At 38.3% G+C, this 15,730-nt stretch carries 13 protein-coding genes and 1 pseudogene; 4 read left to right on the forward strand and 10 right to left on the reverse strand.

The features are described from left to right. Positions 1-9 precede the first annotated feature (9 nt). The gene (purF, locus tag B0186_RS09945) at positions 10-1,524 is read left to right on the forward strand and encodes an amidophosphoribosyltransferase (protein ID WP_078219222.1); all 1,515 of its coding nucleotides are present in this window, start codon (positions 10-12) and stop codon (positions 1,522-1,524) included. Further along, entirely contained in the window at positions 1,514-2,092 is a 579-nt protein-coding gene (locus B0186_RS09950) for a UbiX family flavin prenyltransferase (protein ID WP_078219223.1), read from the forward strand. The genes purF and B0186_RS09950 overlap by 11 nt, the downstream gene beginning before the upstream one ends. Before the next feature lie 47 nt (positions 2,093-2,139). Here the strand turns inward: B0186_RS09950 and B0186_RS09955 are convergent, their stop codons facing one another. After that, on the reverse strand, positions 2,140-3,036 hold the full coding sequence (locus B0186_RS09955; protein ID WP_078219224.1) for a LysR family transcriptional regulator: 897 nt from the start codon (positions 3,034-3,036) through the stop codon (positions 2,140-2,142). Positions 3,037-3,135: 99 nt separating this feature from the next. Here B0186_RS09955 and topA point away from each other — a divergent pair, with 99 nt between their 5' ends. Then, positions 3,136-5,742: a type I DNA topoisomerase gene (gene topA, locus B0186_RS09960; protein ID WP_078219225.1), complete on the forward strand. Its 2,607-nt coding sequence runs from the start codon at positions 3,136-3,138 to the stop codon at positions 5,740-5,742. A 51-nt stretch (positions 5,743-5,793) separates the two neighbouring features. On the opposite strand, the gene moeB is transcribed toward topA, so the two are convergent. Then, entirely contained in the window at positions 5,794-6,522 is a 729-nt protein-coding gene (moeB, locus tag B0186_RS09965; protein ID WP_078219226.1) for a molybdopterin-synthase adenylyltransferase MoeB, read from the reverse strand. A gap of 8 nt (positions 6,523-6,530) precedes the next feature. Beyond that, on the reverse strand, positions 6,531-7,745 hold the full coding sequence (moeA, locus tag B0186_RS09970; protein WP_078219227.1) for a molybdopterin molybdotransferase MoeA: 1,215 nt from the start codon (positions 7,743-7,745) through the stop codon (positions 6,531-6,533). Positions 7,746-7,891: 146 nt separating this feature from the next. Between moeA and folE the strand changes: the two genes are divergently transcribed. After that, entirely contained in the window at positions 7,892-8,548 is a 657-nt protein-coding gene (folE, locus tag B0186_RS09975; protein WP_078219228.1) for a GTP cyclohydrolase I FolE, read from the forward strand. Between the two features lie 62 nt (positions 8,549-8,610). Here folE and trpA read toward each other — a convergent pair. From trpA to trpE, 7 genes and pseudogenes are all read right to left on the reverse strand, one after another. Then, positions 8,611-9,413 (reverse strand): annotated as a pseudogene (trpA, locus tag B0186_RS09980) (tryptophan synthase subunit alpha). Next, positions 9,413-10,609: a tryptophan synthase subunit beta gene (trpB, locus tag B0186_RS09985; RefSeq protein WP_078219229.1), complete on the reverse strand. Its 1,197-nt coding sequence runs from the start codon at positions 10,607-10,609 to the stop codon at positions 9,413-9,415. Before trpB ends, trpA begins: the two are co-directional and overlap by 1 nt. A gap of 9 nt (positions 10,610-10,618) precedes the next feature. Further along, positions 10,619-12,037: a bifunctional indole-3-glycerol-phosphate synthase TrpC/phosphoribosylanthranilate isomerase TrpF gene (trpCF, locus tag B0186_RS09990; protein ID WP_078219230.1), complete on the reverse strand. Its 1,419-nt coding sequence runs from the start codon at positions 12,035-12,037 to the stop codon at positions 10,619-10,621. 12 nt (positions 12,038-12,049) lie between these two features. Then, complete coding sequence (gene trpD, locus B0186_RS09995) at positions 12,050-13,054, reverse strand: anthranilate phosphoribosyltransferase (RefSeq protein WP_078219231.1); 1,005 nt, start codon at positions 13,052-13,054, stop codon at positions 12,050-12,052. Between the two features lie 36 nt (positions 13,055-13,090). Then, the gene (locus tag B0186_RS10000; RefSeq protein WP_078219232.1) at positions 13,091-13,477 is read right to left on the reverse strand and encodes a tautomerase family protein; all 387 of its coding nucleotides are present in this window, start codon (positions 13,475-13,477) and stop codon (positions 13,091-13,093) included. A gap of 1 nt (position 13,478) precedes the next feature. Then, on the reverse strand, positions 13,479-14,069 hold the full coding sequence (locus B0186_RS10005; RefSeq protein ID WP_078219233.1) for an aminodeoxychorismate/anthranilate synthase component II: 591 nt from the start codon (positions 14,067-14,069) through the stop codon (positions 13,479-13,481). Positions 14,070-14,078: 9 nt separating this feature from the next. Beyond that, complete coding sequence (trpE, locus tag B0186_RS10010; RefSeq protein ID WP_078219234.1) at positions 14,079-15,620, reverse strand: anthranilate synthase component I; 1,542 nt, start codon at positions 15,618-15,620, stop codon at positions 14,079-14,081. Between the last annotated feature and the right edge of the window lie 110 nt (positions 15,621-15,730).

A 15,730-nucleotide genomic window follows, 5' to 3' on the forward strand; every position in this document is an offset into this window, starting at 1 on the left:
TCGCAAAATATGTGTGGAATTGTTGGCATTGTGAGCCATAGCCCTGTAAACCAATCTATTTATAATGCACTTACAGTATTACAACATCGAGGGCAAGATGCTGCTGGGATTATTACAGTAGATGAAGAAAACCGTTTCCGCTTACGCAAAGCAAATGGTTTAGTAAGTGATGTGTTTCAACAAGTTCACATGTTACGTTTACAAGGAAATGCAGGAATTGGGCATGTTCGTTATCCAACAGCAGGAAGTTCTAGTGTTTCAGAGGCACAACCTTTTTATGTAAACTCGCCTTATGGTTTAACTTTAGTTCATAATGGAAACTTAACTAATTCAGAAGAATTAAAACAAAAACTTTTTAATTCAGCCCGCCGCCACGTTAATACCAATTCTGACTCTGAGATTTTATTGAACATCTTGGCACATCATTTAGATCAAACAGCCCATCCTTTATCGACACAAGCTATTTTTGATGCCGTTAGTGCTACTCACAAAGATATTCGTGGTGCTTATGCTTGTGCAGCGATGATTATTGGTTATGGTATGGTGGCATTCCGTGATCCTAATGGTATTCGTCCGTTAGTGTTGGGAAAACGTGAAGATGAAGTGAGCGGTAAAACAGAATATATGTTTGCTTCTGAAAGTATTGCTTTAGATATTGCGGGTTTTGAGTTTGTTCGCAATGTTGAGCCGGGTGAAGCGGTTTATGTGAGTTTTGAGGGGCAATTATATGCGCAGCAATGTGCCGAAAATCCTAAATTAACCCCTTGTATCTTTGAATATGTTTATTTCGCTCGTCCTGATTCTTATATTGACGGTGTTTCTGTCTATGCGGCTCGTGTCCACATGGGAGAACGTTTAGGACAAAAAATTGCAAAAGAATGGCAAGATTTAGATATTGATGTGGTTATTCCAATTCCTGAAACATCTAATGATATTGCTTTACGAATTGCGCATATTTTAAATAAACCTTACCGCCAAGGTTTTGTGAAAAATCGTTATGTAGGACGCACTTTTATCATGCCGGGACAAACTCAACGTGTAAGTGCGGTGCGCCGTAAGCTCAATACTATATCTTCTGAGTTTAAAGGCAAAAATGTATTATTAGTTGATGATTCTATTGTACGTGGCACCACTTCGGAGCAAATCGTAGATATGGCAAGGGCAGCAGGGGCAAATAAAATTTATTTTGCTTCAGCTGCACCAGAAATTCGTTATCCAAATGTATACGGTATTGATATGCCAACTAAAAATGAATTAATTGCTTATGGACGAGATGTTGATGAAATTGCTAAACTAATTGGCGTTGATAAACTTATTTTCCAAGATCTTGATGCTTTAACTGGCGCTGTTCAGCAAGAAAATCCAGCGATTAAAGATTTTGATTGTTCTGTGTTTACTGGTGTTTATGTGACTGGTGATATTACCGCAGAGTATCTTGATCACATTGCTGATTTGCGCAATGACAAAGCCAAGAAAAAGCGTGAAAAAGATGCAACTAATCTCGAAATGCACAATGAGTCTTAAAAAACAACGTTTAATTATCGGCATAACTGGCGCTTCTGGCGCCATTTATGCTATTCGCTTACTGCAAATTTTAAAGCCACTTCCATATATCGAAACTCATCTTATTATTAGCCAAGCGGCAAAACAAACTATTGCACTTGAAACAGAATTTAGTGTGCAACAAGTCAGAGAATTAGCCGATCAAGTCTACGATATTCGTGATATTGGCGCACCAATTTCTTCTGGATCTTACCGCACTTTAGGCATGGTAATTTTACCTTGTTCAATTAAAACCTTATCTGGCATTGCGCATAGCTATACTGATGATTTAATCACAAGAGCAGCTGATGTGTGCTTAAAGGAACGTAAGCCATTAGTTTTATGTGTACGAGAAACACCATTGCATTTAGGGCATTTACGTTTAATGACACAAGTCGCAGAAATCGGTGCACAAATAACCCCTTTGATGCCTGCTTTTTACCATAAGCCAACGAGCTTAGATGATATTATTAATCAAAGTGTAAATCGCTTATGTGATCAATTTGGCATTGAGCTAGAACAAGATTTATTTCTCCGTTGGGGAAGCTGAAAATAGAAACTAAAATGAGGCAATTTTATGCCTCATTTTTTTAGTTTTTATAATGTTGTACGACACAAATGTAAGCCAACAATAAAATCAATAAATGCTCTTACCTTGGCAGATAAATGGCGGCGGTGTGGATAGACAATATGTAAATCTAATTTCTGCTGATGATATTCAGGTAAAATCTCCACTAATTCGCCAGAGGCTAATTCATCTTCAATAAAGAATAACGGTGTATTTATAATACCAAGTCCATTTTTGGCTAATTCAGCCAAGGTTAAGCCATTATTTGAAATCAGTTTTGAACGCATTTTGATACGTTGGATTTTATTTTCTTTTGCAAACTCCCAGTAAACTTGGTTTCCGGTGGTTTTATAAAGAAGGCAATCATGATTTTCTAAATCTTCAGGCGTTTGTGGTATACCATGTTGTTTTAAATAATCAGGTGAGGCAACAAAATGCATGGTAGAGGAGGCGATTTTTTTTGCCACTAAAGAACTATCTTGTAAAGATCCAATGCGTAACGCAATATCAACACCTTCCGCCACTAAATCCACCATACGATCATTAAATTCAATTTCAATATGTAAATTAGGATGAGCTTTTATAAAGGTTGGTAAATTAGGGGCAATAAAACGTAAGCCAAAATCACGAGGGACAGAAATACTTAAATTCCCTTGTAAGCTCGTGGCAAAGTTACTAATACTTGTCTCCGCATCTTCCAATTCAGCCAAAATAGGTTGGCAACGTTGGTAGTAAAGTATACCAGTTTCAGTGGGTACGGTTTTTCTTGTGGTACGTTGTAACAAACGAGTTTTTAACTGTTCTTCAAGTTGCGCAATTAACTTACTTGCCATGGCAACAGAAATATTTTGCTGTGCCGCAGCTTGTGTAAAACTCTGTGTTTCAACAACTTTGCAGAAGATTGAAATTGCATTTAGTTTATCCATTTATGCCTCTTTTGATAAAAAATTGTTGACCTGATAAGCGATAGTGAGCAATATAGCGGGCAATTTTACAAAAATACAGTGAATTAGGTAAATAAAAATATGAGTAAATCCTTGGTAATTGTTGAGTCGCCAGCAAAAGCGAAAACCATCAATAAGTATTTAGGTAGTCAATATGTGGTTAAGTCAAGTGTGGGCCATATTCGTGATTTGCCCACAATTGGTTCAAGTAATGGCGAAAAAGCTAAACCCGTATCAACAAAAGGATTAAGTGCGGAAGAAAAACAGCGCATAAAAAAGGAAAAAGAGCAGAATGCATTGGTAAAAAGAATGGGAATTGATCCTTATCATAATTGGGATGCTAATTATCAAATCTTACCTGGCAAAGAGAAAGTAGTTTCTGAATTAAAATCTTTGGCTAAAAAAGCGGATCATATTTACCTCGCAACCGATTTGGATAGAGAGGGAGAGGCAATTGCTTGGCATTTGCGTGAAGTGATTGGTGGCGAAAATAGTCGTTTTAGTCGTGTTGTTTTTAATGAAATTACTAAAAATGCCATTAAACAAGCTTTTGAAAAACCTGAGCAACTCAATTTAGATCGTGTTAATGCGCAACAAACTCGCCGTTTCTTAGATCGTGTTGTTGGCTTTATGGTTTCTCCATTATTGTGGAAAAAAGTGGCGCGTGGCTTATCTGCTGGGCGAGTACAATCCGTAGCGGTGAAATTAGTAGTTGAGCGAGAGCGTGAGATCAAAGCTTTTCAACCACAAGAATATTGGGAAATTGCTGTTGATAGCAAAAACAGCCAAAAAGCCCCTATTCGTTTAGATGTTGTGCAATTTCAAGGGAAAAAATTTGAGCCTAAAAATGCCCAACAAGCGCAAAGTGCGGTGGATTTTTTACAATCTTCTGATTATTTCGTTAAAGATTTAGAAACAAAGCCAACGACTTCAAAAGCAAAAGCACCTTTTATTACTTCCACTTTACAGCAAAGTGCCAGCACAAAATTAGGTTTTGGTGTGAAAAAAACCATGATGCTAGCACAACGTTTGTATGAGGCTGGTTATATCACTTATATGCGTACAGATAGTACCAATTTAAGTAAAGATGCCTTAGTTATGGTGCGTGATTATATCGCCCAGCAATTTGGACAAGCTTATTTACCTGAAAAACCAAATTTTTATTCTAGTAAAGAAAATGCACAAGAAGCGCATGAAGCAATTCGTCCATCTGATGTGAAACAGCTAGCAGATAATTTAGAAGGAATGGAAAAAGATGCCGTGCGTTTATATGATTTGATTTGGCGTCAATTTGTTGCGTGCCAAATGCCAGCAGCTAAATACGATAGTACGACGTTAACCGTGCAATCTGGGGAGTATGAACTAAAAGCCAAAGGCCGTATTTTACGTTTTGATGGTTGGACAAAAGTGTTACCTCAATCAAGTAAAAGCCCAGAAGATCAAGAGTTGCCAGCCGTAACTATTGGAGAAAAATTAGCATTAGTTAAAGTTGATCCACAACAGCATTTTACTAAACCACCAGCACGTTTTAGCGAAGCGGCTTTAGTAAAAGAATTGGAGAAACGTGGCATTGGGCGCCCTTCTACTTATGCCGCAATTATTTCCACCATTCAAGAACGAGGTTATGTTCGAGTTGAAAATCGCCGTTTTTATGCAGAAAAAATGGGGGAAATAGTCACAGATCGCCTAAATCAATCTTTTGCTGATCTAATGAGCTATGACTTTACGGCAAATATGGAAGATATTCTTGACCAAATTGCAGAAGGTAAGAAAAACTGGAAAGAAGAATTAAATCAATTTTTCCAAGACTTTAGCCAGAAATTAACGCAAGCAGAGCTAGATGAGTTAGAAGGTGGCATGAAACCAAATAGCTTGGTAGCAACAGATATAGATTGCCCAACTTGTCAACGTAAAATGGCAATTCGTACAGCCAGCACAGGCGTTTTCTTAGGTTGTTCTGGTTATGCTTTACCGCCAAAAGAGCGGTGCAAAACCACGATAAATTTAATTCCAGAAGCTGAATTATTAAATGTTTTAGATGAAAGCTCTGAAACAAAAGCCTTAATGGAACGTAAACGTTGTCCGAAATGCGATACGGCGATGGATAGTTATGTAATTGATGCTGCACGAAAATTGCATATTTGTGGTAATAATCCAAATTGTGATGGCTATTTAATTGAACAAGGCGAATATAAAATTAAAGGCTATGATGGTCCAATTGTGGAATGTGATAAGTGTGGTGCTGATATGCACTTAAAATTAGGGCGTTTTGGCAAATATATGGGATGTACAAATTGTGATAATACTCGCAAGATTTTAAAAAGTGGGGAAGTGGCGCCACCTAAAGAAGAACCTGTACATTTTCCAGAACTTAAATGCGAAAAATCAGATGCTTATTTTGTATTGCGTGATGGTGCGAGCGGGGTGTTTATGTCTGCCCATAATTTCCCGAAATCTCGTGAAAGCCGCCCAGCAAAAGTGGCTGAACTTGCACAATATCGAGATCGTTTACCTGAAAAACTGCGTTATTTGGCAGATGCGCCTGTTGTTGATCCTGAAGGGAATGAAGCAATTATTCGTTTTAGTCGTAAAGAAAAACGCCAATATGTCACTTCAGAAAAGAATGGAAAAGCAACGAAATGGATAGCTAATTTTATTGATGGTAAATGGATTGAGAATGGTAAATAACTGAATCATTTAGTCAAAGATAAAATTCCCCCTTATATCAGGGGGAATTTTTTATGCAGCAGGAATTTTCATTTCTCTGATTGCCATATTTAGACCATCGATCATCAATAATCGCCCTGCTAAAACCTTGCCAATTTGCAACCGCACTTTTATTGCTTCTAAGGCTTGAATGGAACCTACAAGACCGACGATTGGAGATAGTACGCCAGCTTCGACACAACTTAGCGTGTTTCCGCCAAATAATCGGCTTAAATGTTGATAAGTTGGCGTGTTATCTGTATAGGTAAATACAGAAACTTGCCCTTCCATACGAATTGCTGCACCAGAAACAAGAGGTGTTTTAGCCGCTAAACAACAACGATCTAACTGATTACGAATTTCTACGTTATCGGTACAATCTAAAACCACATCAAAGTGCGGTGTTATTTCAGCGAGTTTTTCTTCCTCTAACTTTTCTGCAATACATTGAATGTCAATGTGAGGATTGAGTTGTTGTAAGGCAATTTTGGCAGATTGTACTTTCGACATATTTAAACGTTCATCATTGTGTAAGACTTGTCTTTGCAAATTTGACAGAGAAACCACATCGAAATCCAGCAAAGTTAAATGTCCAACGCCAGCACAAGCAAGATATTGCGCTGCAGCACAGCCCAATCCTCCTAAACCGACCACAAGCATTTTTGAGCCTTTGAGTTTTTCTTGTCCATCAAAATCAATTTGTCGCATGATAATTTGGCGGTTATAGCGTAATTCTTCTTCTGCAGTAAGTTCAATTTGCATAGAAAATCCTAATTTAGAATATCGCCGAAAGGCTCTATCGTGACAATGTCACCGATATTAACATTCCCTCTTTCTTGCTCTAAACGAATAAAACAATTGCTACTAATAAATGCACCAAATAAGTGGGAGCCTTGCTGACCAACTGGAGAAACTTCAATTTGTCCTTGCGCGTTAACTTGATAAAAACCACGTTGAAAATCAAGACGTCCAGCCGATTTTTTCAAGTTTTTTGCAGCGATAGCTTTTAATTGTTGTGGCGCTTGCCATTGGCTATAACCACTTAATTTTGCGATAGCTGGTTGTACAAGTTGATAGAATGTCACTAAAGCTGACACAGGATTACCCGGAAGCCCGCAGAACCAAGCATGATTTAATTTACCAAAAGCAAAAGGTTTGCCCGGTTTCATCGCAATTTTCCAGAAATTAATTTTGCCGCACTTTTCTAAAACCGCTTTGGTAAAATCTGCTTCGCCCACGGAAACTCCGCCACTAGTAATGACTAAATCGGCTTGTTCTTGGGCTTTAAGGAATGTTTGCTCAAAGATTTTTTCATCATCAGGAAGAATACCAAAATCTAAGACTTCGCAAGGTAATCTTTCGAGCATTAATTGTACTGTAAAACGATTACTGTCGTAAATTTGCCCTTGTGCTAAAGGTTGCCCAACGGATACAAGTTCATCGCCCGTTGAAAGTAAAGCAACTTTGAGTTTCTGGTAAACTTTGACTTGGGCAACACCTAAAGAAGCTAAAAGTGGTAGAGAAAGTGCGGTCAATTTTGAGCCCATTTTTAAGGCAACATCGCCCACTTTTATATTTTCTCCCAAACGACGAATATTTTGGTTTAGCTTTGGTATTTCATTAATGGTTACAGTGCTGTCTTCATTAACCGTGACATTTTCCTGCATCACAACCGCATCAGCGCCCTCTGGTAGCATTGCGCCTGTCATAATACGAATAACGCTTTTTTCTTTCCATTCTTCTTTAAATGGATTTCCAGCGAAAGATTTTCCGCATACCGCAAGAGTTGTTGAATGTTGCAAATCGGCTAAACGCACCGCATAACCGTCCATTGCTGAATTATCAAAGGCTGGCACATTAATTGGCGAAATAATATCTTCTGCACAAATACGAGCAACAGCCTGTTGCAGAGGTAGAATTTCGGTTCTATTTATTGTTTCTAATTGAGAGAGCATTTGTTCGATTGCTTGTTCAAGAGGTAACATAAAAAATCCTTGTAATCATGCGAAAAAATTGCCCACATTTTACGTTAAATTCAACAATTGTTATAGCTAATAAATAGAGATCTCAACTTTTATTTGCTAGAATGTTCGGCATTTTTGAACGATATAACAATTTATGGGAAGTAGTGATGAGTAATTTATCTCCTGAAGCGATTAAAGTCCGTAATGCCTTAATTGAAAAAGGAATTGAAACGCCAATGATTGATGTTACACAGGATAAAGATCAACGCCGTCAAGGCATTGAGCAACATATGCGTGAAGTGATGAAATTAATTGGTTTGGATTTATCCGATGATAGTTTAGAAGAAACGCCAGGGCGTTTATCAAAAATGTTCATTGATGAGATTTTCAGCGGCTTAGATTATACAAATTTCCCTAAAATTACCAATATTGAAAACCGTATGAAAGTCAGCGAAATGGTGTTAGTCAATGACGTGACGTTAACCAGCACTTGTGAACATCATTTCGTTACCATTGATGGTAAAGTGTCAGTGGCTTATTATCCGAAAAAATGGGTAATTGGATTATCAAAAATTAATCGTGTTGTGGCATTTTTTGCTCAACGCCCTCAAGTTCAAGAACGTTTAACTGAACAAATTTTATTAGCATTTCAAACGATTTTGGAAACGGAAGATGTGGCAGTTTATGTGAAAGCAATACATTTTTGTGTGAAGTGTCGTGGAATTAAAGACACTAATAGTTACACTGTGACATCTGCTTTTGGAGGCGTCTTCCTAGACGATAGAGAAACCAGAAAAGAGTTTTTAACTTTGATAAATAAATAAGATATTATTGTTTTATTGAAAAAAGTGCGGTAATAAAAACCGCACTTTTTGATCTTTTCTTTTTAAGCTGAAGTCGCCTTTTTCATTTGTTGGCAGAAATTTGCTAATTCTATAAGGCATTGAGCATAGTTATCTAAATTCTGCTCAATAATTTTTACCGTAGCTGACCCAGAGATCGCTCCAGCAACGCCCATAGAAATTGCAGCTTTTACTTGATGGGGTTGAGAAATACCGAATCCTTGTAAAATTGGTGGAGCATTATGAGCTTTGAGACCTTGTACCAAATTATCTAAATTCGTTGCCTGTTGTTGATTTTCTGCACTGGTCACGCCTGCACGAGAGACTAAATAGGTATATCCCTCGCTGTTTTCCGCCACAGCTTTAATAGTTTGTTCATCTGCATTAGGTGGGCAAATAAATACAGGTTGAATACCATATTTTTTTGCGGTTTGAATATAGGGTTCTGCTGCCAGCAACGGAATATCCGCCACTAATACCGCATCAACGCCCACTTCTGCACAGCGAAATTATCGAGCCCCTGTGCATAGATTAAATTGGCACAAAGTAATAAGCCTATGGGAATCTCTGGATATTTTGACCGCACTTTAGCAATCAGCTTAAAACTTTCTTTGCTGCTACAACCAGCTTGTAATGCACGGTTATTTGCCGCTTGAATAACGGGGCCATCTAATAAAGGATCTGAAAAAGGAAAGCCTAATTCTAATGCGTCAGCACCATTTTCTACTAGGGTGCAAATAATCTCAAAAGAGCGGTCAAAATCTGGATCACATAAGGTGACAAAAGGAACAAAAGCACCTTGATTTTGTGTTTGTAATTGTGCGAATTTTTGTGCGAAACGTCCCATTAGATCACTCCTTTTTTAGTTAAAATTTTATCTACAGTAAAAATATCTTTGTCGCCACGCCCTGATAAATTCACCACTAGCAATTGTTCTTTGTCTGGATTTTGTGTAATAAGTTTTAAGGCATAGGCTAAAGCGTGCGAACTTTCTAAGGCTGGAATAATGCCTTCATGTTTAGCGAGAGCTTGGAAGGCATCAAGGGCTTCATCATCAGTAATACTTTCATATTCAGCTCGTCCAATGGCGTGCAAATGCGCATGTTGTGGACCAACAGAAGGGAAATCTAAGCCTGCGGAAATGCTGTAGGATTCCTCAATTTGTCCGTCCTCGGTTTGCATAAGGGGCGATTTCATACCGAAATAAATACCTACTGAACCATGGCGAAGTGGTGCACCATGTTCTCCCGTTTCAATGCCTTTCCCTGCAGGCTCAATGCCTATGAGACGAACATTTGGTTCATCAATAAAATCAGCAAACATACCAATGGCATTTGAACCACCGCCCACAGCAGCAATCACCGCATCAGGCAAGCGATTTTCCTTGGCTAAAATTTGCTTTTTGGTTTCTTCGCCAATCATTTTTTGGAATTCTCGCACAATGGTTGGGAAAGGATGAGGACCTGCGGCAGTACCCAATAAATAATGGGTTGTTTCATAGTTCGCCGCCCAATCACGCATTGCTTCACAGCAAGCATCTTTTAAGGAACAAGAGCCTTTTTCAACAGGCACAACTTCCGCTCCCATTAAACGCATACGAAAGACATTAGGCGATTGGCGTTCAACATCTTTTGCCCCCATATAAACTCGGCAGGGCATATCCAACATAGCACAGGCTAACGCTGTTGCTACACCATGTTGTCCTGCACCTGTTTCGGCAATAATACGGTTTTTTCCCATACGTTTCGCTAGCAAAATTTGCCCTAAAACTTGGTTGGTTTTATGTGCACCACCATGCAATAAGTCTTCACGTTTTAAATATAATTTAGTTTTTGTGCCTTTGGTCAAATTTCGGCACAAGGTTAATGCAGTTGGGCGACCAGCATAATTTTTCAATAAATCATTAAATTCAGTTTGGAATTCAGGATCTTGTTGTGCTTCAACAAAGGCTTTCTCTAATTGTTTTAGTACAGGCACTAAAATTTCTGGCACATACATACCGCCAAATTCGCCGAAGTAGGGGTTTAAAAGGGTATCTGTCATATTCTGTCCTTATTGATGTTGGATTTTGTCAAAAATTGTTTGTAATTTTGTGTGATCTTTGATGCCTTTGGCGCTTTCTACACCTGAATTTAAATCAATGCCGAGGCAATTTTGTTGTAATGCTTGATCGATATTTTGTTCATTTATTCCACCTGCAAGCATAACCTTATGTTTAATTGAAGGGGGGATATGATCCCAGTTAAATATTTGTCCTGTACCGCCTTGTTGAGTAGCTGTTTTGCTATCAAATACATAGCGATCCACATAAGGAATTTCTGCAAAATCCACCGCACTTTTTCTTTGTTTAGGTTGTTCACTGATTTCAATTGAAATCGCTTTCCAAATTTGAGATTGCGCAGGTAAGATTTGACGAAGTGCGGTGATAAATTCTGGCGTTTCATCACCATGTAATTGCACCGCAAATAATTGCACTTGAGCAGCGATTTTATGGATAAATTCAATAGATTGATTTTGGAAAACTCCAACAAAACGCAAAGGTGCTTGCACCACTAATTCTTGTGCTTGACGGAGGGAAAGTTGGCGAGGGGAACCTTCAGCAAAAATTAAACCACCATATAAGGCACCAGCCGCATAGCTTGCTTTTACATCTTGCACACGAGTTAAACCACAGACTTTGTTTTCGCCAAAAATCACGGCACGAGCGGCATTATTGAGATCTTTATTGCCCATTAAGCTACTACCAATTAAAAAGCCGTGCACATAAGGCTTTAATTGTTGCACTTGCTGATGAGAATAAATACCAGATTCGCTGATAATAATGCGATCCGCAGGGATTTGTGCTGCCAGTGGAGGAGTTCGGTTCAGATCAACAGAGAGATCATGTAAATCTCGGTTATTAATACCGATAACTTTTGCACCTAGCTTAATAGCTCGTTCTAATTCTTGCTGGTTCGCGGTTTCGGTTAAAACCCCCATGCCAAGTTGATGCGCAAGATCCGCTAAAGTACAGTAAGTTTCATCATCAAGTACAGATAACATCAGTAAAATAGCGTCAGCTTGATAATAACGAGCTAAATACACTTGATATTCACTGATCATAAAATCTTTGCACAGAATAGGCTGAGTGACTAATCCTCGCACCACAGGCAAATAGTTAAAATCGCCTTGAAAATATTTTTCGTCCGTTAATACAGAAATGGCTGAGGCATAATCTTTATAAATATGGGCGATTTCCGCTAAATTAAAATCAGCTCGAATTAGACCTTTCGATGGCGAGGCTTTTTTACATTCTAAAATAAAGGCTGGGCGTTGATGCGTGCCTTGACTGAGCGCTTGATAAAAAGAGCGGTCAGATTTTGTGATGTTTTGTTGAAATTGAGCAAGAGGAAATGCCGCTTGTTTTTCAGCGATCCGTTGTTGCTTGTCTAGCACAATTTTTTGCAAAATCGTTGGCGTATTAGGTTGCATAGAAATTTCCATTTATTGATAAGTTTTTAATTGTTGCAATGTTTCAAATGCTTGACCAGTTGCCATGATATTTAAGGCTTGTTCTGCGTTGGCTTTGAGATCTTCATGACCAAATAATTTCATTAATAACGCGGTGTTCATGGCGACAGCTTGATTATGTTCATCTTTGCCTTTGCCTTGTAAAAGTGCGGTTAGCATTTGGGCATTTTCTTTCGCCGTACCACCACGCAAACTTTCTAGTGGTTTAGGATGAAAGCCGAAATCGTAAGGGGTTAGCGTATAATATGCAATTTGTCCTTGGCGAATTTCGGCAATATCTGTTTTGCCATGAATTGCCACTTCATCTAAGCCCGAACCATGTACTACAATGCTATGCCGATGCCCTAATCTTAACGCACTTTCTGCATAGGTTTTGAGTAAGTGCGGTGCATAAACGCCGAGTAATTGATGTTTCGGGCGTGCTGGATTGCATAAAGGTCCTAAAATATTAAAAATCGTGCGAGTTTTTAAGATTTGTCGAACGGGTGCTACATGTTTAAATCCAGGGTGATATTGTTGTGCCCAGAGAAAACAAAGGTTGAGCTTATCTAGTGCTTGCTTGGCATTTTCTGCGGACAAGTCAATTTTTACCCCTAAAGCGCTCAATACATCACTAGAGCCACTTTGACTGGATACACTGCGATTACCATGTTTTGCTACTTTGTATCCTAATGCCGCAGCAACAATAGCGGATGCTGTGGAAATATTGATCGTGTTAGCGCCATCGCCCCCCGTACCAACAATATCTGCAAAAGGGTAGTCAACAAAAGGAAAAGGCTTTGCATTGGCTATAATGGCATTGACAGCGCCACTAATTTCATCGGCTTGTTCACCACGGATTTTTAGTGTCATCAGCACAGCTGCAAGTTGTTCATGTGCAAGTTGCCCTTGAATAATATGATGAAATAATTGTTGTGCTTGCTCTTGGTTCAAAGATTGCCCATCGAATAGTAGGCTAAGTAGTTGTTCTGTTTGCATATTGTCATCCTTGTTTTATTTTTTATTTTCTAGGTTTTAACGATATAAGTCATAAGTTAAGTCATGAGCTTCATCGCCTGTCATTCCTCTAAATCCCCAACAATGTGCAGGCTGTTCTTTGATGGTAATTTCGATATCAATAGGGGAAATACCCAATTTATTTTCCAACTCAGAAAAAAGCATTTTTATTAGGCGTTTTTTAGTAAATTCTGTTCGCCCTTGCATTAAATTAATTTCAATCACGGTAAAAGCATCACTACGACCTTCAGGGTAAAAATAATCTTCTGGTTCTAACCCAATAAAGCGTAAAGCATGCTTTCTTGGCGGAATACCGAGTTGTAAATGTAAGCAATGAAAAATAATTTCCATAATATTTTGCTTACGAGGGATAAGATGTTGTTTTAATCCATAGACAATAATCATATTAACCTCTGCTTCTATCGAGTAACCACTGAATACTTTGTGCTAATAGTTGTGAGCCTTGCACTGTTAAAATACTTTCAGGATGAAATTGAAAACTACAAATAGGCAAGGTTTTGTGGCGGATTGCCATAATGATGCCGTTGTATTCCGCATTAACCACAAATTCTGCTGGAAGATCTATGCCCATTAAAGAATGATAGCGAGCCACTGGCATTGGATTTGCTAAGTCTTGAAACATCATTTGGTTGTCATGCTGAATATTGGAAACTTTGCCATGTAAAATTTCGCCTGCATGAACCACTTTACCGCCAAATGCTTCAATCAATGCTTGGTGCCCTAAACAGATGCCGAGCATTGCGACTTTACCTTTTAATTTTTCAATTAAAGGCAGCAAAATCCCAGCTTGTGCTGGATTTCCTGGCCCCGGTGAGAGCGCTAAAATTGTATTTTTTTCTGCTAAGGTTACTTGAGCTAATAAATTTAAGTCACAGTCATTACGGAAAATTTGTACCTGATGTCCTAAACTGCGAAATTGATCTACAAGGTTATAAGTAAAGGAATCAAAATTATCTAAAAATATAATTCTTGCCATAGTCTGTCCTTAGATTTGCGCATTGGTTTGTAGAATTGCATTAATTACCGCCTTGGCTTTATGGCGAGTTTCGTCAGCTTCCATTTGCGGATCAGAATCTAAAACTTCACCACAACCAGCCTGAATATAGGCGATACCTTGTTGTACAAAAGCAGAACGGATAACGATACAAGTATCAAAATGACCGTCAGATGTTAAATATCCTACCGCACCGCCATAGCTGTGACGTTTTTGTTTTTCTACTTGATAAATTAATTGCATTGCTTTGATTTTTGGTGCACCCGTAAGGGTTCCCATATTCATACAAGCCTGATAAGCATGAAGCGCATCAAGCTCAGGGCGCAATTTGCCAACAACTCGAGAAACAAGGTGCATAATGTGGGAATAGCGATCCACTTGCATTAAATCTTTGACTTGTCTTGTACCACTTTCACTTACTCGGGCAATGTCATTACGTGCAAGGTCAACTAGCATAAGATGTTCAGCAAGTTCTTTTTTATCTAAACGTAATTCTAATTCCAAACGAGCATCTAATTCAGGATCAATATTTCCTTGCTGATCAAATCCACGAGGACGAGAACCAGCAATGGGGTAGATTTCCACTTGGCGATTTTTTGGATTATATTTCAATGCACTTTCTGGAGATGCACCAAATAAGGTAAAGTCTGCATCTTGCATAAAAAACATATAAGGGCTTGGATTGTTTTGTTTTAATTGGCGATAGCTCGCTAGCGTATTGGGACATTCCAACATAAAGCGGCGAGAAGGCACAATTTGGAAAACATTGCCCATATAAATATGTTGTTTTAGTTGCTTGATAATAGCTTTAAAAGCTTCATCTTCTAGATTGGTTCGTACTTCTGTGCTGGCGTTTGTAATGCTTAAGTGCGGTTCAATTTTTGTGAGTTTTTGACAAATTGCTATCGCACTTTTTTGTACATTCTTCAACTCTTGAGCCTGAAAACAGAAGGATTGCAAAGTCGCTTGTTGTAATTGATGATCGATCACCAATAAATTTTCTGCTAAATAAAACACATAATCTGGGCAAGTTAATCCATCATCTTCTAAGTGAATATTTTCCATTGGGATAAAGTTAGCCACTAAATCATAAGCAAATAATCCACCTAAAAAAATGGGCGTTGACGCTTGAGCATAAAGATCAGTCAAGCAACGTAAGCCATCAAAAACCGTTGTAGCTTGTAATTTGCTGTCTTCATCAAGATTTGAATTAAGCGGGTAAATTGCAATTTCTAAGTTGTTCTCAGTGCTGGAGAGGATTTGTGCTTTTGTTTGTAATTGTTCTTGAATAAGAGGTAATACCACTTTGCCATTATTACTTAATGCCTTAAATGTAATTTTGTTACCTAAACAAGAAATTTTAACGGCGGTGTTGACTAGCAATAAACTTTTTAAACTATTTTTGCTAGAAATCTCCGCACTTTCTAATAAAAGTGTATGAGCTTGTTGCTTACAAAGCGTGGCAAAAATTGCCGTAGGATCTTTGTAATAAGGGACTTGTTGAGTGAATACTTCAATAAAGGGAGAAGGCATAATGAATTCCTTTTCTATGACAATATTTAATTGTGTACTATTAAACTAGTGCGGGATATTTTTGTCAATAGGGGGAAAGGAATTATTCCAAAAGAATGATGATTTTATGC

The sequence above is a fragment of the Canicola haemoglobinophilus genome (assembly GCF_002015075.1).
Lineage (GTDB): Bacteria > Pseudomonadota > Gammaproteobacteria > Enterobacterales > Pasteurellaceae > Canicola > Canicola haemoglobinophilus.